The following is a 24,779-nucleotide window of genomic DNA, read 5'->3' on the forward strand; positions in this document are numbered from 1 at the left end:
ATGGAAACACTGTTGGAAGTGCGCAACCTGACCAAGACCTACCGCTACCGAACCGGGCTGTTTCGCAGACAACATATCGAAGCAGTTCACCCCGTCAGCTTTACCCTACGTGAGCGGCAAACGCTGGCGATCATCGGTGAAAACGGCTCTGGAAAATCAACCTTGGCAAAGATGCTCTCCGGCATGGTCGAACCTTCATCCGGTGAAATACTGATTGATGATCACCCACTGGAGTTTGGTGATTACCGCTACCGTAGTCAGCTAATCCGCATGATATTTCAAGATCCCAGCACTTCACTCAACCCACGTCAACGCATCGGTCAGTTGCTTGATGCGCCGTTAAGGTTGAATACTGAACTTGAAACTGCAGCCCGAGAGGAGCGAATTAACCAGACCTTGCGCCAAGTGGGTATGTTGCCGGATCATGCCAATTATTACCCGCACATGCTGGCTTCAGGTCAAAAGCAGCGCGTAGCGTTGGCACGAGCGCTGATACTACAGCCTAAAGTGATTATTGCAGATGAAGCACTCGCTTCACTGGATATGTCGATGCGCTCGCAGATCATTAATCTGATGCTAGAGCTGCAGGAAAAGCATGGCATCTCCTATATCTATGTGACGCAACATTTGGGCATGATGAAGCACATCAGCGATCAGGTAATGGTGATGCATGAAGGTAAAATCGTCGAACGCGGCAGCACGGCTGAAGTTTTGGCTGCCCCACTGCATGATCTTACTAAACGCTTGATTAACAGTCATTTTGGTGAAGCACTGACTGCTGATGCCTGGCGGCGTGATGGTAGCAGGAACTAGAGCAGAACAAGTCAGGCAGATCATTGCCTGGCAAACGCGGCTACTGAGACTTAGCTATTCGCTGTCCATGCGCGTCAATGACCTTTTCACCATCTTTTTTGCTAAAACCACCTTTCTATTGTGCGGGCAAAATGTCCAAAACGGCCTCTGAGAGGCGGCAAAAGCCGTTATTTCAAGCATTAACGCAATACTGCTCGTCAATAACCGCTGTACCTTGAACAGCCATGGGGATAAATCAGCAGAATGATTGTTACGTCGGGTAGACGCATTCACACAGATACAGACGATAAACTCTTTTCATGAACCATCGCTCTATTCGATTAGACGCCAAACCTCTTCACTCCTAGACTTGTAACGTAAGCACTCAAACTGCCTAAAAAATCACTTACTTTTTAGCTACAACTATCCTTTGCGAAAAAAACCATGAAATTCAAACCGTCAATCAGACCCTATCGCGGAGCAGCTGGCGGATGGGGCTCTTTAGAAGCTACCACCCGCTATGTGCTCGACAGCAAGCAAGCCCTGATAAATCTGCGCAACCTGATGCACACGAATAAAACACGCGGTTTCGATTGCCCAGGGTGCGCATGGGGCGATGACAACCAGAGTATTTTCAGCTTCTGTGAAAACGGTGCTAAAGCGGTCAGTTGGGAAGCCACTCGTCATGCCGTCGAACCGGCTTTCTTTGCTAGCCATAGCATCAGCAGTCTACGCGAACAAAGTGATTATTTTCTGGAATACCAGGGTCGCCTGACGCATCCAATGCGTTATGATGCCAAAACGGACCGTTACCGTCCGATCGATTGGCCAGATGCCTTGGCGCTCATTGCTCATCACATCCATAACATGGATAACCCTAACCAGATTGAACTTTATACTTCAGGCAGAACCAGCAATGAAGCCTCCTATCTTTATCAACTGTTTGGTCGCATGCTGGGCACCAGTAATTTTCCTGATTGTTCCAATATGTGTCATGAAGCAAGCGGTATAGGACTCAAGCAAAGTATTGGCGTGGGTAAAGGCACAGTACGTATGGCGGATTTTGAAAAAGCCGATGCTATTTTTGTTTTTGGTCAAAACCCCGGTACCAATCATCCTCGGATGTTACACAGCCTGAGGCAGGCCGCTAGTCGCGGCGCGCACATCGTCAGTTTCAACACCCTACGTGAACCAGGGTTGGAACGATTTGCCGATCCGCAAAGCCCAATCCATATGTTGACACCAAAATCATCGCCTATCAGCTCTGCTTACTTCCAACCTAATCTCGGTGGAGATATGGCGGCGGTTCGCGGGATGGTAAAAGCCCTATTAGAAAACCACCGCCTACGATTGGCTGCCAACAAAGCGGGTATATTTAACCAACGATTTATCGATGAATACTGTGTGGACATTGATGAGTACCTGGCTCAGGTCGATGCCACTTCTTGGCGACAAATCACCACACAATCAGGTTTAACGGAAGCCCAATTACGCCATGCGGCTAAAATCTATCAAGACGCAAACCGGATTATCTGCACTTGGGCCATGGGGATCACGCAGCACAAGCACTCAGTGGCAACAGTCCGCGAAATTACCAACCTGCAACTCCTGTTCGGTCAGTTAGGTAAACCAGGTGCTGGGCTATGTCCAGTTCGAGGTCATAGTAATGTACAAGGCAATCGTACGATGGGCATCGACGAAAAAGCACCCAAAGCGTTGCTTGACAACCTAGAACAACACTTTGGGTTTACGCCAAACCGCACTATTGGCCATAACACGGTTGAAGCGATAGAAGCAATGCTGCGTGGCGAGGTCAAGGTGCTGATCGCGCTTGGGGGAAATCTGGCAGCAGCGGCCCCGGACACTGAACGAACGGCTCAAGCACTGCGTTGCTGTGATTTAACGGTTCATATCAGCACCAAGTTGAACCGCAGTCATCTGATCACCGGCAAAGACGCATTAATCCTGCCAACATTGGGGCGTACAGAATTGGATATACAAGCTACTGGCCCTCAATATATTACGGTGGAGGATTCTTTTAGCATGGTGCATGCTTCTGAAGGTATCGCCAAACCCTTGGCGACTACACAACGTTCAGAAACAGCCATTGTTTGCGGTATTGCTCATTCAGTGTTGGGTAACAAAAAACTGGATTGGTTGGCTCTGGCAGATGACTATTCCCTGATTAGGCGGCACATTCAGGCCACCATCCCGGGTTTTGACGATTTTAACCAACGTTGCGAACAACCGGGGGGATTTTATCTGGGTAATGCAGCTGCAGAACTCCGTTTTGCTACGCCAAGCGGCAAGGCGCATTTTAGTGCTGCCCGGTTACCTGAGTCATTATTCCCGCAGAGTACGTCTGAATCCCCCCCATTCGTGCTACAGACACTGCGCTCACACGATCAGTACAACACCACGATTTACGGGCTCGACGATCGCTATCGCGGTGTTTACGGCCAACGTGAGGTACTATTTATCCACCCGCAGGATCTAGCCGATCTTGGCCTACAGGAGGGTGAGCTGGTAGAAATTGAAACCCTATGGAACGACGGTGTGATCAGGAAGGTTTCTGGATTCAAGCTGGTCAGCTACGCCATTCCGCGCGGAAATCTGGCTGCCTATTATCCGGAAACCAACCCGTTGGTTCCGCTGGCCAGCTTTGGCGATGGCACGGGTACCCCTACTTCCAAGTCTATTCCTGTGGCGATTAGGCGCTGTGCTCTTAAGCCGACACAGCGCATAGTCTGAGGCTGGCGATTAACAAACCATTGCTGCTTTAGCCCTGGCTTGTTAATCATTTATTGTTCGTTGAAAGTGCTGATCACCAGCCTGCGTGTCAAAAGTGTGAGGTTAGGCTTGCTCGCAGCAGGTGATTCGCGTAAAACTGTCTGCCGCAAATCTTGCCACTCACAACCCATTCACTGGACGATATGTTTCAAGATAACCCGCTGCTGGCGCAGCTTAAACAGCAACTTCACTCTCAAACCCCACGTGTTGAAGGCGTAGTCAAAGGGACTGAGAAAGGTTTTGGCTTTTTAGAGGTCGACGGTCAAAAGAGCTATTTCATTCCTCCGCCATACATGAAAAAAGTCATGCACGGAGATCGTATCGTCGCCACCCTGCATACGGAAAAAGAGCGTGAAATCGCTGAGCCGGAAACTCTGGTTGAGCCTTTTCTGTCACGTTTTGTTGGCCGCGTACAAAAGAAAGATGATCGTCTGTCTATCGTCCCCGACCACCCCTTATTAAAAGAAGCTATCCAATGTCGTCCTGCGCGTGAACTGAACCATGCCTTCCAAAACGGTGATTGGGCGGTAGCAGAAATGCGTCGTCATCCGCTGAAAGGCGATCGTGCTTTCTATGCCGATTTAACTCAGTTCATTACTGATGGTGACGATCATTTCGCACCATGGTGGGTAACGCTGGCACGTCATAATCTTGAAAAAGAAGCGCCAGAAATGGTGCCCGTTACCGAACATGATACCTCACTCACCCGTGTTGACCTTACTGCGTTCGACTTTGTGACTATTGATAGCGCGAGTACTGAAGATATGGATGATGCGCTACATGTTCAGGATAACGGCGACGGGTCAATACAGTTGACCATCGCCATTGCCGACCCGACGACTTACGTGGAACAAGGCAGTAATCTGGATGATATCGCACGCAAACGCGCTTTCACCAATTACCTGCCCGGTTTTAACATTCCCATGTTGCCACGCGATTTATCCGACAATCTGTGTTCCCTTCGCCCTAATGAACGTAGACCCGCCCTCGCCTGCCGAGTCACTGTAACCGCAGACGGTGCGTTAGGGAATGACATTCATTTCTTCACTGCAGAGATCGAGTCCAAAGCCAAGCTGGTTTATGATGAGGTATCTGACTGGTTGGAAGGGGTTACTGGCTGGCAACCCCCCAGTGAAGCCATCGCCCAGCAGATCACCTTGCTTAAGCAGGTTTGTGATGTGCGCAATGCCTGGCGTCATCAACATGCGCTTGTGTTTAAGGAACGTCCTGACTATCGTTTCGTGCTTGGGGAAAAAGGCGATGTGCTGGATATCGTTACTGAGCAACGCCGTATCGCCAACCGCATCGTTGAAGAATGCATGATAGCTGCCAATGTGTGTGCTGCTATCGTACTGCGCGATCGTCTAGGCTTTGGCATCTACAACGTTCACAACGGTTTTGATCCTGCACTGATAGAGCAAACAATCAGCGTGTTACAAGCCAACAATGTCGAGGCTGAGGCTGAAAAACTGCTAACGCTACAAGGATTCTGCGAACTACGCCGCCATCTTGATGCTCAGCCTACTCAATTTTTGGATGGTCGCATCCGTCGTTTCCAGACCTTTGCTGAAATTAGCACTGTTCCAGGCCCACATTTTGGTCTGGGGTTAGAAGCTTACGCCACCTGGACCTCGCCTATTCGCAAATACAGCGACATGGTCAATCATCGTTTGCTGAAAAGCATCATCTATGAACAATCTGCCGAAAAACCACAGGATGAGATAACACTACAGTTGGCCGAACGACGTCGCCTGAATCGTATGGCAGAACGCGATGTTGGTGATTGGTTGTATGCACAGTTCCTAAAAGATAAAGCCGGTACAGACGCGCGTTTCGACGCTGAGATCATTGATGTGACACGTGGTGGCCTGCGTGTACGGCTACTGGATAACGGTGCGGTCGCGTTTATCCCTGCACCGTTCATTCATGCGGTGCGCGATGAGTTGGTATGTAGCCAAGAAACAGGCACCGTTCAGATTAAAGGTGAAGTGGTTTATCGCCAGAGCGATAGCTTGCAAGTGAACATTACCGAAGTCCGTATGGAGACCCGCAGCGTGATCGCCAAACCGGTGGCATAAACTCTGCTCGTATGCCGTATACCTTACATTTCAGGTAAACACAGCCCACCAAGGCGATACCCTTTGCAATTTTCTGGGTATCGTCTTTTTGCTTACTAGAGCAAATCGTTGACCTTTCTATGAACAACTTATGAACAACTCAGCTATCCGCGATACCGCACGGACGTTGCATATCAGTATCAATGCTGTTCTGCGCGCCTTAAAAAAACTCTCGCCGCGATGTGTAACTACGCTGCCACTGGACAACCTGTAAATCCAGCTCATCTGCGAAGTGGATGAGATGGGGGCATTTGTAGGCAGCAAGAAGCAACAGCGCTGGTTGTCGTATGCATGGGAACCCCGTCTCAAACGTATTGTTGCCCATGCTTTGGGTTGCCGAAGTAAAAAGACTTTTCGTAAGTTATTGACGCTGTCAGTGGGTTTTAATGTTGCCTTCTGGTGCACAGATAACGTCAGCGCTTACGACATGCTGCCGAATGAAAAGCACATCATAGGTGCGCTTTATACACAACGAATTGAGCGTGAAAATCTGAATCTTCGCAACCGATTAAAACGGCTAAATTATAAGACTCTCGGAGACTCAAAATCAGTAGAAATACATGACAAAATTATCGGTATATTCATCGAGCGTGAGTATTACCTGCAATGACCAAATCTACACATTGAATACACGACCGGAACACGCGTATATTGCCCCAAGTACTACTTCGAACATCAACCCAGCAGTTTAGTACCAAAAGCGCCTTGCCAGTCCTGTTCAAACTTCTCTATCGCCGCCTGCACCGCTGGCGTTGCAACAAACTGTTCTGCCACATCAACCGGTAAGGTGATCGATTGGCAACCGGCCAGCAGGCATTCCAAGACCTGACGTGGCGTTTTGAAGCTGGCTGCCAACACTTTGGCGTGCGGTGCATGCAACATCAGCAATTGTTGCAATTCATGTACCATTTCAATTCCGTCACCGCCTTGAGCGTCAAGACGATTAACATAGGGTGCAACATATTCAGCCCCTGCCAATGCGGCAATCAATCCCTGGCCTGCACCATAGACAGCGGTACCCAACGTTGGGATCGACATGGATTTCAACTTTTTGATGGCCGCCAGCCCTTCTGCTGTGGCAGGGATCTTCACCACAAGACCCGGTATACGCTGATTCAGCAGTACAGCTTCCGCAATCATGCCTTCAGCATTGCTGGCCATCACCTGCGCAAACAGTTTACCGGTTCCGCCTAATGCATCACGCAACGCCGGGAGGACTTCCCAGATTGGCTTTCCTTCTTTTGCAACGATGCTTGGGTTGGTAGTAATACCATGTAGCGGCAATACACGTGCCAGACGTTTTACAGCAGAAACATCTGCAGTATCGAGATAAAGTTCCATATTATTCTCCTTATTTTTATCGGTGGATATACTTTGTCTTTCAAGCTACAGCAATTGTAACGTTTGAGCATCAGCAAGGTTGCAATGTGAACAATAATAGATCATTTAAATTGCTATTTTTTGATCACAATCAAATCAAATTTCATTCGAAAGTTATTTAGTTTTCGTAAGGAAAATCTCACGGGTGACAAAATGCTTTTTAATCTGCAGCGCTACTCAACACATGACGGACCAGGTATACGCAGTGTAGTGTTCCTAAAGGGATGCTCACTTAGCTGCCGTTGGTGTCAAAATCCAGAAAGCCGTTCCCGTCAAAAAGATATGTTGTTTGATGGTCGCCTTTGCCTGACGGGTTGTAACCTGTGTAGTGAACGTTGCCCGCATGCTATTACTCGCATTGACGACTCCACACTGAAATTGCAGCGCACACTGCTCACTGACGCCGATTATGAGGTATTAACCGGCTATTGCCCAACCGGCGCACTCAGCGTTTGTGGTACGGCTATCGATATTGATAGTGTTATGGCCGAAGTGATGCGCGATAAACCCTTTTATCTGCGCAGCGGTGGCGGTTTGACACTTTCAGGTGGCGAGCCCTTCATGCAGCCGGAGATCGCCGCAGAGTTGCTTAGGCGCGGGCGTGAAACGGGCATCCACACTGCAGTGGAATCCTGTCTGCATACACCCTGGTCCTACATTGAACCGTCTTTACCTTGGCTGGATTTAATGCTGGCGGACCTCAAACATGTCGATAAGGTTCGTTTCAAAGAATGGACCGGCGGTTCTGCCAAACGTGTGATGGATAACTTCCGCCGTTTGGCAATCGCTGACATACCGATCACGGTACGCGTTCCCTTGATCCCTGGATTCAATGCCGACCACGCTTCGATTAATAGCATTGTCGACTTTGCTGCTGATGAAATCGGCGTAAAAGAAATCCACTTTTTGCCTTATCACACGCTGGGGATCAATAAGTACAACCTGCTTGACATTCCTTATTTCGCTTCCCATACCTCACTGAATGATCCTGAATTGCTGGCTTATGCAGAAGATTATGCCAGCGCTAAAGGTCTTACCGCTATTTTGCGAGGATAACATAATGACAATGCTGGATCTGACAACCCTAACCGAACGTACACAGACACACAAAAACACGCTAATTCACATCGTTAAGCCTCCTATCTGTACCGAGCGAGCTCAGCACTACACCGAAACCTACCAGCAACATCAGGACAAACCTCTGCCGATAAGACGCGCTTTAGCCCTCGCAAATCATCTGGCCAAACGGACGATCTGGATCAAGAACGATGAGCTGATCATCGGCAACCAGGCCAGTCAGTTACGTGCCGCCCCTATTTTCCCCGAGTACACCGTCAGTTGGATAGAGAGTGAAATTGACGAACTGGCAGATCGCCCCGGTGCGGGTTTCTCAATCAGCGAAGAAGACAAAGCGGTATTACACGGCCTTTGTCCATGGTGGCGCGGCCAAACAGTGCAGGATCGCTGTTACGGCATGTTTACCGACGAACAAAAGGCGCTGTTAGCCACCGGGATTATCAAGGCCGAAGGCAATATGACCTCCGGCGATGCTCACCTGGCGGTCAATTATGCATTGTTACTGGAGAAAGGGTTGGATGGCCTGCGAGCAAAAGTGTCTGAACGCCGTGGACGTCTGCAACTGACCGATTGGGAAGACCTGCACAAAGAGCAACTCCTTAAAGCCATCGACATCTCGTTGGCTGCCCTGAGCGAACATATTTTGCGTTTTGCCCAACTGGCAAGAGAAATGGCGCAGGCAGAGACGCGAGTCTGGCGTCGCGAAGAACTACTGACAATGACTGACAACTGTGAGTGGATCGCCCATCAGCCACCGCAAACTTTCTGGCAGGCACTGCAGCTGTGTTATTTTATTCAGCTATTCCTGCAGATTGAGTCCAACGGACACTCAGTTTCTTTTGGCCGTCTCGATCAATATCTCTACCCTTGGTACCGTCGTGACGTTGAACTGGAACCGAACCTGCCGCGTGAAAAAGCCATTGAGATGCTGCATAGCTGCTGGTTAAAACTTCTTGAAGTCAACAAGATCCGCTCTGGATCACACTCTAAAGCCTCAGCGGGTAGCCCACTCTATCAGAACGTGACTATCGGTGGCCAAAAGTGGGTGAATGGCGAAATAAATGACGCAGTTAACCCACTCTCTTACACAATCCTGGAATCCTGTGGCCGCTTGCGTTCCACACAGCCAAACCTCAGCGTGCGTTATCATGCCGGCGTCAGTAACGATTTCCTTGATGCCTGCGTGCAGGTTATCCGCTGTGGTTTCGGCATGCCAGCCTTCAACAACGATGAGATTGTTATCCCTGAGTTTATCAAGTTGGGAGTCGAACCGCAGGATGCTTACGATTACGCCGCAATCGGCTGTATCGAAACCGCTGTAGGCGGCAAGTGGGGCTATCGTTGCACCGGCATGAGTTTCATCAACTTTGCCCGTGTGATGCTCGCTGCGCTGGAACAAGGACGAGACGCCTCCTCCGGCAAGATTTTCCTGCCACAGGAGTTGGCCTTATCCGAAGGTAACTTTAGTCACTTCGACCAAGTGCTGGATGCCTGGGACACACAGATCCGTTATTACACCCGTAAGTCAATTGAAATTGAATGCGTGGTGGATACCGTTCTGGAAGAGAATGCCTACGATATCATATGCTCAGCATTGGTGGATGACTGTATTGAGCGCGGTAAGAGTATCAAACAAGGCGGTGCGAAATATGACTGGGTTTCCGGCCTGCAAGTCGGGATTGCCAACTTGGGTAATAGCCTCGAGGCCGTGCGCAAACTGGTTTTCGAGCAGGGAGCGATCGGACAGCGACAGTTAGCACAAGCCTTGGCGAATGACTTTGCCGGATTAGAGGGTGAGCAACTACGTCAACGTCTGATCAACACTGCGCCCAAGTATGGCAATGACGTCGACGATGTCGACCAATTGCTGGTTCGCGCTTACCAAACCTATATTGATGAACTGAAGAAATACCATAACACGCGTTTTGGCCGTGGCCCGATAGGGGGAACCTACTATGCCGGGACGTCTTCCATCTCTGCCAACGTCCCATTCGGTGCTGCTACTATGGCAACGCCAGATGGCCGCAAAGCCAATACACCATTGGCTGAAGGTGCCAGCCCCGCCTCTGGTACCGACCACCTAGGACCGACGGCAGTCTTCAACTCTCTGGCCAAACTGCCCACCGAGTCGATTCTTGGTGGTGTGTTGCTCAATCAGAAACTGAATCCCTCAACGCTGGAAAATCCACACGACCGAGAAAAACTGATGCTGATGCTGCGCACGTTTTTTGAGACTTACCATGGCTGGCACGTGCAGTACAACATTGTCTCTAGGGAAACATTACTGGCAGCAAAACAACATCCTGACCAATATCGCGATTTAGTGGTACGCGTTGCTGGATATTCTGCCTTCTTTACCGCATTATCCCCAGATGCGCAGGATGATATTATCGCGCGAACCGAACATACTCTTTAATCAGTAAAAATGGCGGCCACCATTCGGTGGTCGTCTATCAGGCCTTTATGAATTCAAGACAACAAACCATTCTGCAGTTGGTTAATGAGCGTCGCCGCATTAGCGTAGGCGAACTGGCTCGCGCCTCTGGGGTTTCTGAGGTCACGATCCGTCAAGACCTCAATCTGTTGGAGAAACGCAACTATCTCAAGCGTGTCCACGGTTCTGCGGTAGCACTTGAGAGTGACGACGTAGATGCCCGCATGATGTCCAATTTTGTGCTCAAACAGAAACTGGCTCAATATGCTGCCTCACTGGTCGACGATGGTGAAACCATCTTTGTCGAAAGTGGTAGCGCCAACGCCTTGCTGGCGCGCTATTTGGCCGAACGAAAGCGCGTTACGCTGATCACCGTCAGTCACTATATCGCTCATCTGCTGAAAGAGACAGATTGTGATGTGATCGTACTCGGCGGGATGTACCAGAAAAAGAGCGAAACCGTGGTGGGGCCGTTAACGCGCATGTGTATCCAACAGGTGCATTTTAGCAAAGCCTTTATTGGCGTTGACGGTTATCAAGCTGAAACTGGCTTTACTGGCCGCGATATGATGCGTGCCGATGTGGTCAATTCGGTGCTGGCCAAGGGGGTAGAAAACATTGTTCTGACTGATTCATCAAAGTTTGGCCAGATCCAGCCCAATCCGCTACAACCAATGGATCAGATCGGGCGCGTTATTACCGACTCACGTTTGGCGCTTGACTATCAATTTTTGCTCAAACGTCAGGGGATCAAATTGGATCTGGTCAACGAATAAAGATCCCGCCATGAGGAATATATTTTTAGACAGCGATTTATACTGATTATAAGTAAAAAATCCTAATTTCTCTTTCTATTATCCTATTTTATAATGACAATTAATTTTTTCTTTTAATAAAATGCTATACCAAGAGACAGGTCAGGATCCTAGTTAATGCCTATACTTGGTTACATAAAGGTTATTGCAAGGTTCAGATAGATGGCTCCTAAGAGGAGCCCCGTGAACATCACAAATCTCATGGTAGCGGCACCAAAGTGGTAAGGTCCACGGTTAATACGACCCGTTAGGCTGCAAGGGATTGCCACACTCGAAAGTGTTTCCATCTAGCCCATGCAGTGGAGATGATAAATATGAGTATTAATAAACGTTTTGCTATAGCAACTATGGCGATCACCCTGTCAGTTCTCGCGAGCGGTTGTGCAGATATGTCTAAACGCGATCGTAACACCGCTATTGGGGCAGGCGCTGGTGCGGTTGGTGGCGCTGTGCTGACAAACGGTAGTGCAGTGGGTACAGTGGGCGGTGCAGCTGTAGGTGGTCTTATTGGTCGCCAAGTAGGAAAATAAACAACCGTCGCTATTCTCAACGCCCCATACGTACTATAGAGATATTGGGGCGTTATTTTTTTACCCTCCTGCCAGCTTAACTTTCATGCCCTTGGCTTCGAGCAACTGTTTGAGCAACTCACGTTTGTCGCCTTGGATCTCGACCACGCCGTCCTTAACGGCCCCTCCGCAACCACATTTCTTTTTGAGTTCAGCCGCCAGCTTCTCCAACGCTGCATCATCCAGATCGAGACCACTAATCAGACACACACCCTTGCCTTTTCGCCCGCTGGTTTGACGCTGTATACGTACAATGCCATCACCTTTGGCACGCTGCGGTTTGATTTCTTCCTGTTTAATACGACCACTTTCGGTAGAGTAAACCAGACGACTGTTATCCTGACTCATGTCTATATCCTTAGCTTAATGATGCTCTTATTGCACTAAGCGCTGCGGCTGGATCGGTAGATTGCGTAATTGGACGACCAATCACCATATAATCAACCCCAGCTGCCAGCGCTTCTCTCGGAGTCATCACTCGCCGTTGATCTCCTGCGGCACTTCCCTCTGGCCTAATACCTGGCGTCACCAGTTTGAACTCACTTCCGCAGACATTTTTGAGACGCGAAGCTTCTTGCGCCGAACAAACTACACCGTCCAAATCACACTCTCGGGTTAGACGCGCCAACCTTTCTGCTTGTTCTGCCGGTGTGAGATCAATACCAATGGTACGCAGATCATCCGCCTCCATACTTGTAAGTACGGTGACAGCGATCAGCAATGGCGCATGCGCACCATAAGGCTGCAATGCCTCTTTGGCAGCCATCATCATCCGCATACCACCGCTAGCATGGACGTTTACCATCCACACACCCAGTTCTGCCGCTGCTGCCACGGCGTGCGCCGTAGTGTTAGGAATGTCATGGAATTTCAAATCAAGGAAAACATCGAATCCCCGCTGATGCAAGTCATGCACGACACTTGGGCCGAACAGGGTAAACATCTCTTTACCTACTTTTAGCCGGCAAGTTCTGGGGTCTATACGATCAACAAATGCCAGAGCAGCATTCCTATCAGCGTAATCTAACGCCACAATAATTGGAGATGATTTTAAGTCATTGTTATTAAGATTATTCTCAGACTTCACTTCTTCTACCTTCTGTAAAATAGATAAACGCAAATTAACTACCGGCACAGCTAACCGCAATATTCTACATGCCAACCCCGGAAAATCCCAGCCACAGAGAAAGGCAATAAATCATGTTCAGTCAATGTTTGTCATTAAATGTCAGAATGCATTCAAACACCTAGCCAAAGTTAAGTAAACCGTAGTAAATTTATGTAAAAACACCATCAAAAAATTTGAAATAGATACTCAAGCTTATCAGGTTTGAAAAATGAATTAGCTGACCTATTATTGTATACATAGAAGGAAATACCTCATCCCTTTAGAAAAACCGTCTGGAGCTAATCATGAAAAATATCAAATATACTGCAGCAGTTATTACCCTAGCGTTAACTTCATTCACAGCTTTTGCCGCAGTACCGGTCGATATGCAAAAAGCTATGACATTAACAGAATCTGGCGTAATTACTGCCGGGCATGCAACCACCTTAGCGAGTCTAGAAGCAGACTTAGCAGCAAAAGCAAAAGCTCAAGGAGCCAGCAGTTATCGTGTTGTTTCCGTGAATGGTAATAACTTGATCCACGGTAGTGCCATCATCTACAAATAAATACTCGATCATATTAATGGCCCGATAATTCGGGCCATTTTTTTATTATTCCCCTAAATATTAGAAAAATATTAAATTTTTTATTACACTATAGAAGCACTTGTGTAACTGGCTTATGGCTTAATCTGATGGTTACTTCTTGCATAAAAGGCAGCAAAATGAGTGAGATCTCTACACTAACCATAAAAATTCCTCTGGCATTGAAAGAAAAAATTAAAACTATCGCTGTCGAGAACCAAGTCTCCTTAAGTGCTGAGGTTTGCCAGCGGTTGGAAAACAGTTTTAATCTGCCAGTAAAATCCGGAAAAAAAGTCGTTCCTTTACATCATAGCGAAATCGACAATCAAGGTATTGAAGAGGAAATCGAACAACCCCTTAGCCAGAAGGAACTGAAAAAGTTGCGTCAGTTGCTAAAAGGTAATGCGAAAGCTGGCAAGAAAAAACAATCCTAACGGGATCGGGGCAACTTCAAGGCCCCATTTTATTGGCCATCAAGACCGCGAATAGGTTTTACCGAAGCCCATGCACGACACGAAGGACAGTGCCAATAGAGTGAATGCGCAGTAAAACCACATTTGTGGCAACGATAACGCGGTTTGGTACGGAGCTGTTCCCCCACCATATCGCGCAATAATAGCAGGCTCTCTTTGGCACGCCCATCTTCTGCATCGGCCAAGTGATAATCCATCAGACGATAAAACACGCGCATGGTTGGGTGATGCTGCAATTGACGATTGATGTAAGCCTGCGCCGTATCACGCCCTTCACGTTGTTCGATCAGCTCAGCCAACATCAGCTCCGCCGTAGCCCCAGTATTCTCTTCAACACAGCGCTTGAGGAACTCAGTCCATCCCTTCTGTTGCGGTAAATTTTTGTAACACTCATGCAACATCGGTAAGCTTTCGCTGACAAATTCTTTGTCTTGATCTAATACGCGCTTCAATACCTCTATTGCTTTGGCAAAATCCTCTTGTGCCATGAAAATACGTCCAACCATGACTGACACACGGGCACATTGTTTATCTGCTGAAGCTGCACGTTTTAGCAAACTCATGGCCTTATCCAAATCGTCACTGCCCATCGCCTGCAAAGCTAACTCACAGTAAAAATGTGCAATTTCAAATCGTTGCTTATCTTTCCCTAGCTTAACCAGTCTTTCAGCAACATCAATAGCTTTCTGCCAATCACTAGTCGCTTGGTAGATGGTCAACAGCTGTTGCAATGCGGAAATGCGAAACTCTTCTTCATTGACCAGTTGGCTAAACATGTTTTCAGCACGGTCATACAGCCCTGCCGCCATATAATCGCGACCTAGCTGTTGTATTGCTAAAAGACGTTGCTCGAAGGTAAGGCAGGCACTTTCCATCAGTGCCTGGTGGATTCGAATAGCGCGATCAACTTCACCACGAGAGCGGAACAGATTACCCAACGTCAGATGAGCTTCAACGGTGTTGCTATCCTCTTTGAGCATATCCAGAAACAGCTCGACTGCTTTATCTTGCTGATTGGAAAGCAAGAAGTTCACACCAGTCACATATTCGCGTGAGAGACGGTTGGCTTCATGTTGTTTATCCTGCTGAGCACTTCTGCGCCCCATGTACCAACCGTATGCGGCAGCTACGGGCAGCAACAGAAACAGCAGTTCTAACATAAGAGATTATTCCTTGCTGACAGCTGGCAAAGGCGGAAGCTCGGTAGGCGTTGCAAGTTGAAGTTCCAACTTTTTGATTTTCCGTTCGGCACGGCCTAATCCAATGCGTACACGAAGATAAAATACCCCACAAATGATCCAGCCCAACAGAAATCCGCAGCCAAACAAGGTAGCCAATAGGGTTGATACACGAAATTCCCCTTGAGCAACTAAATAATTAAAAGCCACTATTTGGTCATTTTGTGCACCTAGCGTGACTGAAATCACGAATATCACCAGAACTAACAAAAAAATCAGCAAATATTTCACATTCCTTCCTGCAATGCCGAGTGAATAGGATGGGTTCTAGCCCATGTTCCACAATCTACTGCGCAGTAACATAAATTTACAATACAAAGGATATCTGCCATAGCTGGCTCCCAGCCACCTAAGTTAGCATTTCCCAACGTAGCAAGGAAACCCTGAAGCACCATAAAACCACACATCTGTTGGTATATTCAGCAGGAAATGGAACTACATAGAGGAGTTAGTGATAAGACTTCTCAACTTTTCCATTCTCTCTTGGTTTTGGGTATATCCAGCACGAGGGATAATCCTTTGTGCAAGTGACAACATCACTTATGCTATTCATAGCGCTCCCTTCCAACTTCAAATAAAAACCGGTAAACCGCTATCAATAATACCGATTGAAAATCACGTTTGGGTAGTGGCTGGCCTTATTCGTTCTCAGCATCTGCACAGATGCTTGAATGACACCTAACAAGTTATTATTCTTTGTGCTCTCGTTTAGTCATCTTCTGAGACTCCTGTGGTGGAATAGTCAGGGGACCAAACCAGCGCTGTGCCAACCAACTGGCCATGGTAACCAACAGCCAACTAATAGCTACCGCCATCGCCAGATCACGCGGCCAATGCATGCCAAGTAACAAGCGGCTAGCCATGACACCAAACGCCCAAACCATCAATACCGTCACCGTCTTATAATGTCGACGTGGCCAAAGCAATCCCAGACCAAGCAGTGCCCAACTTGCAGCAAACATAGTATGCCCAGAAGGAAAAGCAAAGCCGGTCTCTGATTGCCAGTGTCTACTCAGCCATGATGGCACCTGCGTCTGCGACTGAAGTTGCTCTTTTACTAACGTGCTTCGCTCTTTACGGGAGAGTGAATAAAAATATTTTTCATCGACGTGATAGGTTGACTCTAACCACAAAACAAACGGACGTGGCTCTTGCACTTGGTTTTTTATCGTTGACTTGATACCTTGACCGATAACAATTGCGGCAGAAAGCAAGATAAACAAACCTATTGCCGATTTAATGCGAACACGCAAACACCACAGAAACCATCCAGATAGAAGCAAACTAGAGATGCCCCCCCAAGGTGAAGAGACCGTTTCTGTTATCCAGTACATTCCTTTCAGTAGACGGTTATCACCACCCGGCTGCCACTGCCAGCCGGCAAACCATACCAGCAGCGGCATCAACAGAAGCACAATGGCCCCAGCAGCTGTGCGCTTTGCTACCTCTAACATTCAATTTATCCTTCAACCGGAAACCACTCACAGTGTAACAATTTTATAATTTCAGAAATGTCACTAAAATTAAGCCTATGTACCCATCTATAAACAGCAACGCGTTAATAATGACTGTTTTTCCATTTTACTGACAGCGATCCGCATCCATTTTTTTCATAAATAAAAAGGCCTATTGCAATAATAGCCAAATCAAGACGCTGTATGCGGGTTTAATAAGCACAGCTCAGCAAGAAATTATGGCAAAATGAGGAATAATGAATCTAAATAGCTCATAACTGTGTTTTTCAGTGCTGGTCTGTTTCCTGGTCCAGACATAGGATGCACACAATGATTTGACCGGATGTGTTTGTGGAGAGTGACATGCAGCTTAAACGTGTGGCAGAAGCCAAACTGCCAACACCCTGGGGTGATTTCCTCATGGTAGGATTTGAAGAACTGGCAACCGGGCAGGATCATCTAGCGCTAATATTCGGTGATATTTCTGGCGATACGCCAGTACTCTCTCGAGTCCATTCTGAGTGTTTGACCGGCGATGCGCTATTCAGCCTGCGCTGTGACTGCGGTTTTCAACTGGAAGCCGCTCTAGAACATATCGCTGAAGAAGGACGTGGCATTCTGCTTTATCACCGGCAGGAAGGTCGTAATATCGGGCTGCTGAACAAGATTAGAGCCTATGCTTTACAAGATAAAGGGGCAGATACCGTAGAAGCTAACCATCAACTCGGTTTCGCTGCCGATGAACGCGACTTTACTTTGTGTTCTGACATGTTCAAGTTACTGGGTGTTAAGGCGGTTCGGTTGTTAACCAACAATCCGAAAAAAGTCGAAATTCTGAGTGAGGCGGGTATCAATATTACGGAGAGAGTCCCCTTACTCGTTGGCCGGAATCCCAAAAATGAGCATTATCTTGCCACCAAGGCTGCTAAAATGGGGCACTTGCTGGATAAGAAATAAAAACGGCTAAAAATCACAAGGGCGCTAAATTAGCGCCCTTGTTCCTTCTACAGCATCTTCCGAATCACATAGTGAAGAATGCCGTCATTCTGGTAATAAGTGAGTTCATTACTGGTATCTATGCGGCAAAGAGTGTTAACCACGGCCTGCCGACCATTCGCATAGGTGATATTGACCGGCACCTTCTGCCCGGGTTGCAACGTTTGTAAACCACTGACGCTAATTTTTTCGTCCCCTATCAACCCCAACGTTTTACGCGTCACATCTTGCGGAAACTCCAGAGGTAGGATCCCCATACCAATCAAGTTGGAACGATGAATGCGCTCAAAGGACTCGGCAATCACCACTCGTACCCCTAATAAACGCGGCCCCTTGGCAGCCCAGTCACGGCTCGAACCGGAACCATACTCCTTACCGGCAATCACCGCCAGCGTTACCTGTTCTTGCTGGTAACGCATAGCGGCATCATAGATAGGCATCTGATTCTGTGAAGGAAGATGAAGGGTATATCCCCCTTCAACGTCAGGCACCATTTCGTTACGAATACGGATGTTGGCAAATGTGCCTCGCATCATCACTTCGTGGTTACCTCGGCGCGAGCCGTAAGAGTTGAAGTCGTTTACTTCTACACCATGCTCACTCAGATACCTGCCGGCAGGGCTTTCCCGTTTGATGTTACCTGCAGGAGAAATATGATCGGTGGTCACTGAATCCCCAAGGATCGCAAGAATACGTGCATGTTTAATATCTTGAAGAGGTTCAGGTTGTGCTTTCATTGTGCTGAAGAAAGGAGGATGGCGGATATAGGTCGAATCCGGTTGCCATGGATAAGTCGCTGACCTCGTGACCTCGATCGATTGCCAACTAGCATCGCCGTCAAACACGGCCCCATATTCTTTGTGGAACATCTCGGTACGAACTTGTTCCACAGCCTGAGCAATCTCCTGAGTGCTAGGCCAGATATCTTTCAGATAGACAGGTTCACCTGCGCGGCCTTCCCCCAACGGCTCATGAGTAAGATCAATATTCATGTTACCAGCCAAGGCATAGGCGACCACTAGGGGTGGTGAGGCTAACCAGTTGGTTTTCACCAATGGATGGATCCGACCTTCAAAATTACGGTTACCGGAAAGTACCGCACTCACCGTGAGGTCGCCTTCCCTGATTGCTTGCTCAATGGGGGCGGGAAGTGGCCCAGAGTTACCGATACAGGTAGTACAACCATAGCCGACGAGGTTAAAACCCAATCGTTCCAAATAGGGAGTTAAACCTGCTCGATTATAGTACTCGGTCACGACCTTAGAACCAGGGGCCAACGACGTTTTTACCCAAGGTTTACTCTTTAAGCCTTTTTCCACCGCTTTTTTTGCCACCAGCCCCGCGGCCATCATCACACTAGGATTGGAGGTATTTGTACAGGATGTAATGGCAGCAATTACGACTGCACCGGTACTTAGCTCGTGGTTTTCTCCATTCAACGTGAAGTTTTTCACATCTTGCTGCTCTTTTTTATCCCCCCTTTCCAGTTCAACTGCGGAACTGAATGTTTTTGGCACCAGTGTCAGTGCAACGCGATCTTGTGGGCGTTTAGGTCCAGCCAGACTGGCTTCAACCGTAGACATATCCAACGTAAGAGTACTGGTGAAAATCGGCTCATCGCCAGGGTTACGCCACAGGCCCTGTGCCTTGGCATAAGCCTCTACCAACGCGATCTGTTCGGCAGTCCGGCCACTTAGCTTAAGATAACTCAGCGTGACATCATCTACCGGGAAGAAACCACAGGTTGCCCCAAATTCTGGTGACATGTTGGCGATAGTCGCCCGATCGGCCAATGGCAAATCAGCCAATCCATCACCATAAAACTCAACAAACTTACCCACTACTCCGTGCTTACGCAGCATTTGTGTCACGGTTAACACCAAGTCAGTGGCAGTGATCCCCTCCCTTAACTTACCGTTAAGTTTAAAACCCACAACATCAGGAATTAGCATGGAAACGGGTTGGCCGAGCATGGCTGCCTCAGCCTCTATACCGCCCACTCCCCACCCAAGAATACCGAGGCCATTGATCATCGTTGTATGGGAATCAGTACCGACTAAGGTATCAGGATAGGCAATACGTTTACCATTTTCTTCAGTATGCCAGACGGTTTTTCCCAAATATTCCAGATTAACCTGGTGACAAATACCTGTACCAGGAGGTACCACCCGGAAACGATTAAAGGCTTTTTGCCCCCACCGCAAGAAAGTGTAGCGCTCATGATTGCGTTTCATCTCGATACGAACGTTTTCGGCAAACGCATCGTTATCACCAAACTCATCAACTGTTACGGAGTGGTCGATTACCAGATCCACCGGAGATAGTGGATTTACCTGGTCGACTTTACCGCCAAGGCGTAGTACCGCTTCACGCATGGCAGCAAGGTCAACAACAGCGGGTACACCGGTAAAGTCTTGCATCAATACTCGTGCTGGGCGATAGGCGATTTCGCGCTCTGCATGACCGGTTTGCAACCAACCGACAATCGCTTTGAGATCCTCCTCCTGTACGGTGTCACCATCTAAATGGCGCAGTAAGTTTTCCAGTAATACTTTTAATGATTTGGGCAGCCGGTCAATATCCCCTAACTCTCTGGCAGCGAGTGGTAAACTGTAATAGTAATATTCACTATTCAGTACAACCAACTTCTCCATACTCGGTTTACGAAGATCGGGCGACATAGCTTCTCCATTAATTATGCAACGACAGGATAATTACTGAGATTACATTTAAAGATAACACAAACATTATGCATCATTTATTTAACAATGTGATTTCATCGTAACAAGAGATGATGCAATTCAAACAGAAGACAAGATAGGGTTAGTAATGCGGAATATCTGACAGAGAAAAAATAATCAGGCTTGTATCTTCTGGTACAAATAGTTAAATGACAAAGCCTAATATCTTATGTGTAAAAATAAAATGAAGGGATGTAAGCAAGTGCCTCCTCTACGAAAAATGTTATTTAATAGGCAGCTTGACATCTTTGAACATTGCTTCAATGTCCTCGTTGGAGCGAAGCACTACCGCAGTATCTACAACATCACGCGTTAAGTGAGGAGCAAAGCGGTGAATGAAATCGTACATATAGGTACGTAGGAATGTGCTACGACGAAAACCGATTTTAGTTGTGCTGTATGTGAAGATGTCCTGCGCATTCACGCTAACTAAGTCAGGATCCTGCACCGGATCTACTGCCATGCTAGCGATAACACCCACGCCAAGACCTAAACGAACATAAGTTTTGATAACGTCGGCATCGGTAGCAGTAAAGACAATATGTGGCGTCAACCCAGCGCGGTTAAAAGCAGTATCTAATTCAGATCGTCCAGTGAAACCGAAAGTATAAGTGACGAGCGGATAAGCAGCCAGTTCTTCGATAGTAATGTTGCCCTTAGCCGCCAACGGATGATCGGGTTTCACAATCACTGAACGGTTCCAGTGGTAACAAGGAAGCATAATTAAATCATCGTAAAGATGAAGCGCTTCTGTCGCTATGGCGAAATCGGCGGAGCCTTTAGAAACAGCTTCAGCAATTTGTGTCGGTGAACCTTGATGCATATGTAACGACACTCGCGGATAACGTTCAATAAAGCCCTTTATTACTGTAGGCAACGCATAACGTGCCTGCGTATGCGTGGTCGCAACGTACAGTGATCCTTTATCAGGATAAGTATGCTCGCCAGCAACAGCCTTTATAGCCTCTACTTTGGACAGTACTTCACGGGCAATCCGGATGACTTCAAGCCCTGCTGGAGTGACCTGGGTTAGATGTTTGCCACTACGCGCAAAAATCTGAATACCCAGTTCGTCTTCTAACATTCTCACCTGTTTACTGATGCCAGGCTGCGAGGTATAGAGACCTTCGGCCGTAGAGGAAACATTGAGGTTATGGTTGACGACTTCCACGATGTAACGAAGTTGCTGCAATTTCATATCTTAGACCATCCTAGGGTAATCACTGCGAACAGTAACAAGCCTCATCACAGCGATTTCACATAGGTGCCGAAGAAAACGCCGTTGTTAATAAGCTTTAATCATAAGAAAATTTTTTATATAACTACTATATCACGTCGCAACATCAAGTATAGGTAGGTGCCATGTCATGATAACGATTATTTCATATAACGATCAACGGCAAACCTTTCTCCGTAAAGAATATTTAGCAGTAGAAGAGTTGGACCAAAAAAAACCAGCTTTTTGAGCTGGTCTTGTCATGGGGAAAACAAATCGAGATTACTTTTTACTTTCTACCCACTTACCATCGATGTAAAAAACAGACCACCCAGTAGCTTTACCCTCTTTCTCAGAGGAAACATACTGCTGTTTGGTCTTACGGCTGAAGCGCACCATTGCTTTGTTACCTTCTGGGTCGTTAGCCGGTGCTTCGGCTAAATAACGCAACTTCTCCGGCAACCTATCTTTAAATCTTACCAGCTCTTCCACCAACGGGGCGCGGGTTTCGCGAGATTTAGGAAAGGTATTGGCCGCGAGGAAAACGCCTGCTGCACCATCGCGTAATACGAAGTAGGCATCAGATTTTTCACATGGCAATTCAGGCAGTGGTACTGGATCTTCTTTTGGCGGAGCAACCTCACCATTGCGAAGGATCTTACGCGTATTCTTACAGTTTTCGTTGGTACATCCCATGTATTTACCGAAACGTCCCATTTTCAGGTGCATTTCAGAGCCACATTTTTCACATTCGACTATTGGACCATCGTAGCCCTTCAGTCGGAATTCGCCCTCTTCAATCTCGTAACCATCACAAGCCGGATTATTACCACACACATGCAACTTACGCTGGCTATCGATAAGATAGCTGTCCATAGCAGTGCCACATTTCTGGCAGCGACGGCGTGCACGCAAGGCGTTAGTTTCGGCATCATCCCCTTCTAGAATATTGAGAACTTCTGCTTCAGGCACCAGATTGATGGTGGTTTTACAACGCTCTTTTGGCGATAACGCATAACCAGAACACCCGAGGAACACACCGGTGCTGGCAGTACGTATCCCCATTTGACGGCTGCAGGTTGGACAGCCAATACTGGTTATCACCATCTGGTTAGGGCGCATTCCACCCTCTTCAGGATCTTTCTCTGCAGTCTCTAGCTGTTCGCTGAATTCTGCAAAAAATTCGTCAAGCACCACTTTCCATTCAGCATGATTTTTAGCGACCTGATCAAGACTGTCTTCCATGCGCGCCGTAAAATCATAGTTCATCAGTTCACGAAAGTTTTCTTCCAAACGATCGGTTACGATTTCACCCATTTTTTCAGCATAGAAACGCCGATTTTCAGCTCTAACATAACCACGATCCTGAATAGTGGAAATGATCGACGCATAGGTTGAAGGCCGACCAATACCACGCTTTTCAAGTTCTTTAACCAATGAAGCTTCACTGTAACGCGCCGGCGGCTTGGTAAAGTGCTGACTTGGGATCAGTTTTTGAAGATCCAGAACGGTACCCACTTCAACAAATGGCAAAGTGCGATCTTCATCACCTTTACGCAGTGCTGGCATCACTTTGGTCCAACCATCGAAACGCAATGTTCGGCCTTTAGCACGAAGCTGGAAATCCCCTGCTTTCACTGTCAAGGTGGTTGAATCGTACTGCGCAGGCGTCATCTGGCAGGCCACAAACTGACGCCAGATAAGTTGATAAAGCTTCTGTGCATCCGCTTCCATGTCCTTCAATTGTTCGGCGAGTACGCTAACATCTGAAGGACGGATAGCCTCGTGCGCTTCCTGAGAGTTTTCTTTACTGCTGTATTGATTGGCGGCCTTCGGCAGGTATTTGTCACCAAAATTGTCACCGATATAACCGCGTACCATGTTAAGCGCATCTTGACTAAGGTTGGTGGAGTCAGTACGCATATAGGTGATGTGACCCGCTTCATACAAACGCTGAGCCATCATCATGGTTTTCTTTACACCAAAGCTCAGACGAGTACTGGCTGCCTGCTGCAAGGTAGAGGTGATGAAAGGCGCTCCCGGCTTACTGCTGGTCGGTTTGTCTTCACGATCCAGTACGGTATAACGCGCTTTTTCCAACAACGCTATAGCTGCATGAGTCTGCTCACGATTAACAGGTTTGAACGGCTTATCGTGGACGTGAGTCACTTCCATCTGCAACGCGGTTTCACCCTTCGCCAACAGATCGGCATGCAACTCCCAGTACTCTTCCGGCACAAACGCTTTGATGTCGCGCTCTCGCTCCACAACCAGACGCACCGCAACTGACTGTACCCGGCCAGCAGAAAGACCACGGGCAATTTTTTTCCACAGCAATGGTGAAACCATGTAACCCACAACGCGATCCATAAAACGACGCGCCTGTTGTGCATTGACACGGTTTATATTCAGTTCACCAGGCGCTTCAAACGCCTGCTGAATGGCGTTTTTAGTGATTTCGTTAAACACAACGCGGCTAAATCGTTTTTCGTCTCCACCGATCACTTCCCGCAGGTGCCAAGCAATGGCCTCTCCTTCGCGGTCAAGGTCAGTTGCGAGATAAATATGGTCGGCATTTTCTGCCAACAGTTTCAGCTCAGCAACAACTTTTTCTTTGCCGGGGAGAATTTCGTAATGCGCTTTCCAACCATGGTAAGGATCAACGCCCATACGATTGACAAGCGCCGTCTTTTCGTCTTTCTTGACTTTCTTTTTTGCTTTGTCTTCGCTCGAATCAGCGCTCTTTTTGCTCGCTGAGCCACTGGTTGGTAAATCACGGATATGACCAACGCTGGATTTCACCACGTAGTCACTTCCTAAATATTTATTAATAGTTTTGGCTTTTGCCGGGGACTCAACTATTACGAGAGCTTTACCCATATTTACCTTTACCTGATTTATTGCTTCATATTAAAGAAGCCGTTTATCTCGCCGTACCGCGGCAATCATATCTCTTTTTTATATTGCGGTACTCTGGCTGGAGATCAACATATTT

19 protein-coding genes and 1 pseudogene are annotated in these 24,779 nt (G+C 47.7%); 11 read left to right on the plus strand and 9 right to left on the minus strand.

Annotated elements, in window-relative coordinates:
- The 4 genes and pseudogenes from sapF to OK023_RS08715 all read left to right on the plus strand — a co-directional run.
- Entirely contained in the window at positions 1–813 is an 813-nt protein-coding gene (gene sapF / locus OK023_RS08700) for a putrescine export ABC transporter ATP-binding protein SapF (protein WP_317696978.1), read from the plus strand.
- Between the two features lie 423 nt (positions 814–1,236).
- Positions 1,237–3,543 carry an FdhF/YdeP family oxidoreductase gene (locus OK023_RS08705; protein WP_317696981.1) on the plus strand — a complete coding sequence of 769 codons (2,307 nt, stop codon included), beginning with the start codon at positions 1,237–1,239 and terminating at the stop codon, positions 3,541–3,543.
- Between the two features lie 182 nt (positions 3,544–3,725).
- Positions 3,726–5,660 (plus strand): exoribonuclease II, encoded by a 1,935-nt coding sequence (locus tag OK023_RS08710; RefSeq protein WP_317696983.1) that lies wholly within the window; start codon positions 3,726–3,728, stop codon positions 5,658–5,660.
- 130 nt (positions 5,661–5,790) lie between these two features.
- A pseudogene (locus OK023_RS08715) lies at positions 5,791–6,309 on the plus strand (IS1 family transposase); the annotation flags it as partial.
- A 65-nt stretch (positions 6,310–6,374) separates the two neighbouring features.
- On the opposite strand, the gene fsa reads toward OK023_RS08715, so the two are convergent.
- A complete protein-coding gene (gene fsa, locus OK023_RS08720; RefSeq protein WP_317696985.1) occupies positions 6,375–7,040 on the minus strand; it encodes a fructose-6-phosphate aldolase in 666 nt (221 codons plus the stop codon).
- A gap of 192 nt (positions 7,041–7,232) precedes the next feature.
- Between fsa and OK023_RS08725 the strand changes: the two genes are divergently transcribed.
- The 4 genes from OK023_RS08725 (at position 7,233) to osmB (ending at position 11,935) form a co-directional block, all read left to right on the plus strand.
- Positions 7,233–8,135, plus strand: a complete 903-nt coding sequence (locus OK023_RS08725; protein ID WP_317696987.1) for a glycyl-radical enzyme activating protein — start codon at positions 7,233–7,235, stop codon at positions 8,133–8,135.
- A 4-nt stretch (positions 8,136–8,139) separates the two neighbouring features.
- Positions 8,140–10,572: a formate C-acetyltransferase/glycerol dehydratase family glycyl radical enzyme gene (locus tag OK023_RS08730; RefSeq protein ID WP_317696989.1), complete on the plus strand. Its 2,433-nt coding sequence runs from the start codon at positions 8,140–8,142 to the stop codon at positions 10,570–10,572.
- A 47-nt stretch (positions 10,573–10,619) separates the two neighbouring features.
- Entirely contained in the window at positions 10,620–11,366 is a 747-nt protein-coding gene (locus OK023_RS08735; RefSeq protein WP_317696991.1) for a DNA-binding transcriptional regulator YciT, read from the plus strand.
- A 353-nt stretch (positions 11,367–11,719) separates the two neighbouring features.
- Complete coding sequence (gene osmB, locus OK023_RS08740; protein ID WP_317696993.1) at positions 11,720–11,935, plus strand: osmotically-inducible lipoprotein OsmB; 216 nt, start codon at positions 11,720–11,722, stop codon at positions 11,933–11,935.
- Positions 11,936–11,995: 60 nt separating this feature from the next.
- Here osmB and yciH read toward each other — a convergent pair whose 3' ends face one another.
- A complete protein-coding gene (gene yciH, locus OK023_RS08745) occupies positions 11,996–12,322 on the minus strand; it encodes a stress response translation initiation inhibitor YciH (protein ID WP_317696995.1) in 327 nt (108 codons plus the stop codon).
- Between the two features lie 10 nt (positions 12,323–12,332).
- A complete protein-coding gene (gene pyrF / locus OK023_RS08750; protein ID WP_317697586.1) occupies positions 12,333–13,061 on the minus strand; it encodes an orotidine-5'-phosphate decarboxylase in 729 nt (242 codons plus the stop codon).
- A 326-nt stretch (positions 13,062–13,387) separates the two neighbouring features.
- On the opposite strand from pyrF, the gene bhsA reads away from it, so the two are divergent.
- Complete coding sequence (gene bhsA, locus OK023_RS08755; protein WP_317696997.1) at positions 13,388–13,648, plus strand: multiple stress resistance protein BhsA; 261 nt, start codon at positions 13,388–13,390, stop codon at positions 13,646–13,648.
- Positions 13,649–13,806: 158 nt separating this feature from the next.
- Complete coding sequence (locus OK023_RS08760) at positions 13,807–14,100, plus strand: Arc family DNA-binding protein (RefSeq protein WP_317696999.1); 294 nt, start codon at positions 13,807–13,809, stop codon at positions 14,098–14,100.
- Positions 14,101–14,129: 29 nt separating this feature from the next.
- Here the strand turns inward: OK023_RS08760 and lapB are convergent, their stop codons facing one another.
- The 3 genes from lapB to pgpB form a co-directional block, all read right to left on the minus strand.
- Positions 14,130–15,299: a lipopolysaccharide assembly protein LapB gene (gene lapB / locus OK023_RS08765; protein ID WP_317697001.1), complete on the minus strand. Its 1,170-nt coding sequence runs from the start codon at positions 15,297–15,299 to the stop codon at positions 14,130–14,132.
- A gap of 6 nt (positions 15,300–15,305) precedes the next feature.
- Positions 15,306–15,608, minus strand: a complete 303-nt coding sequence (locus OK023_RS08770) for a LapA family protein (RefSeq protein WP_317697003.1) — start codon at positions 15,606–15,608, stop codon at positions 15,306–15,308.
- Positions 15,609–16,066: 458 nt separating this feature from the next.
- The gene (gene pgpB / locus OK023_RS08775; RefSeq protein WP_317697005.1) at positions 16,067–16,831 is read right to left on the minus strand and encodes a phosphatidylglycerophosphatase B; all 765 of its coding nucleotides are present in this window, start codon (positions 16,829–16,831) and stop codon (positions 16,067–16,069) included.
- A 363-nt stretch (positions 16,832–17,194) separates the two neighbouring features.
- Here pgpB and ribA point away from each other — a divergent pair, with 363 nt between their 5' ends.
- Entirely contained in the window at positions 17,195–17,788 is a 594-nt protein-coding gene (ribA, locus tag OK023_RS08780) for a GTP cyclohydrolase II (RefSeq protein ID WP_317697007.1), read from the plus strand.
- A gap of 47 nt (positions 17,789–17,835) precedes the next feature.
- Here the strand turns inward: ribA and acnA are convergent, their stop codons facing one another.
- The 3 genes from acnA to topA all read right to left on the minus strand — a co-directional run bounded on the left by acnA (position 17,836) and on the right by topA (position 24,664).
- Positions 17,836–20,508 carry an aconitate hydratase AcnA gene (gene acnA, locus OK023_RS08785; RefSeq protein ID WP_317697010.1) on the minus strand — a complete coding sequence of 891 codons (2,673 nt, stop codon included), beginning with the start codon at positions 20,506–20,508 and terminating at the stop codon, positions 17,836–17,838.
- 283 nt (positions 20,509–20,791) lie between these two features.
- Positions 20,792–21,766, minus strand: a complete 975-nt coding sequence (cysB, locus tag OK023_RS08790; RefSeq protein ID WP_317697012.1) for an HTH-type transcriptional regulator CysB — start codon at positions 21,764–21,766, stop codon at positions 20,792–20,794.
- Positions 21,767–22,066: 300 nt separating this feature from the next.
- Entirely contained in the window at positions 22,067–24,664 is a 2,598-nt protein-coding gene (gene topA / locus OK023_RS08795) for a type I DNA topoisomerase (protein ID WP_317697015.1), read from the minus strand.
- Between the last annotated feature and the right edge of the window lie 115 nt (positions 24,665–24,779).

The organism is Serratia sp. UGAL515B_01 (assembly GCF_033095805.1).
In the GTDB taxonomy this organism is placed as follows: domain Bacteria; phylum Pseudomonadota; class Gammaproteobacteria; order Enterobacterales; family Enterobacteriaceae; genus Chania.

Bases quoted from the DNA above. Each gene is read 5' to 3' on its own strand.
- sapF (WP_317696978.1), top strand. From the start codon at position 1: ATGGAAACACTGTTGGAAGTGCGCAACCTGACCAAGACCTACCGCTAC.
- OK023_RS08705 (WP_317696981.1), top strand. From the start codon at position 1,237: ATGAAATTCAAACCGTCAATCAGACCCTATCGCGGAGCAGCTGGCGGA.
- OK023_RS08710 (WP_317696983.1), top strand. From the start codon at position 3,726: ATGTTTCAAGATAACCCGCTGCTGGCGCAGCTTAAACAGCAACTTCAC.
- fsa (WP_317696985.1), bottom strand. From the start codon at position 7,040: ATGGAACTTTATCTCGATACTGCAGATGTTTCTGCTGTAAAACGTCTG.
- OK023_RS08725 (WP_317696987.1), top strand. From the start codon at position 7,233: ATGCTTTTTAATCTGCAGCGCTACTCAACACATGACGGACCAGGTATA.
- OK023_RS08730 (WP_317696989.1), top strand. From the start codon at position 8,140: ATGACAATGCTGGATCTGACAACCCTAACCGAACGTACACAGACACAC.
- OK023_RS08735 (WP_317696991.1), top strand. From the start codon at position 10,620: ATGAATTCAAGACAACAAACCATTCTGCAGTTGGTTAATGAGCGTCGC.
- osmB (WP_317696993.1), top strand. From the start codon at position 11,720: ATGAGTATTAATAAACGTTTTGCTATAGCAACTATGGCGATCACCCTG.
- yciH (WP_317696995.1), bottom strand. From the start codon at position 12,322: ATGAGTCAGGATAACAGTCGTCTGGTTTACTCTACCGAAAGTGGTCGT.
- bhsA (WP_317696997.1), top strand. From the start codon at position 13,388: ATGAAAAATATCAAATATACTGCAGCAGTTATTACCCTAGCGTTAACT.
- OK023_RS08760 (WP_317696999.1), top strand. From the start codon at position 13,807: ATGAGTGAGATCTCTACACTAACCATAAAAATTCCTCTGGCATTGAAA.
- lapB (WP_317697001.1), bottom strand. From the start codon at position 15,299: ATGTTAGAACTGCTGTTTCTGTTGCTGCCCGTAGCTGCCGCATACGGT.
- pgpB (WP_317697005.1), bottom strand. From the start codon at position 16,831: ATGTTAGAGGTAGCAAAGCGCACAGCTGCTGGGGCCATTGTGCTTCTG.
- ribA (WP_317697007.1), top strand. From the start codon at position 17,195: ATGCAGCTTAAACGTGTGGCAGAAGCCAAACTGCCAACACCCTGGGGT.
- acnA (WP_317697010.1), bottom strand. From the start codon at position 20,508: ATGTCGCCCGATCTTCGTAAACCGAGTATGGAGAAGTTGGTTGTACTG.
- cysB (WP_317697012.1), bottom strand. From the start codon at position 21,766: ATGAAATTGCAGCAACTTCGTTACATCGTGGAAGTCGTCAACCATAAC.
- topA (WP_317697015.1), bottom strand. From the start codon at position 24,664: ATGGGTAAAGCTCTCGTAATAGTTGAGTCCCCGGCAAAAGCCAAAACT.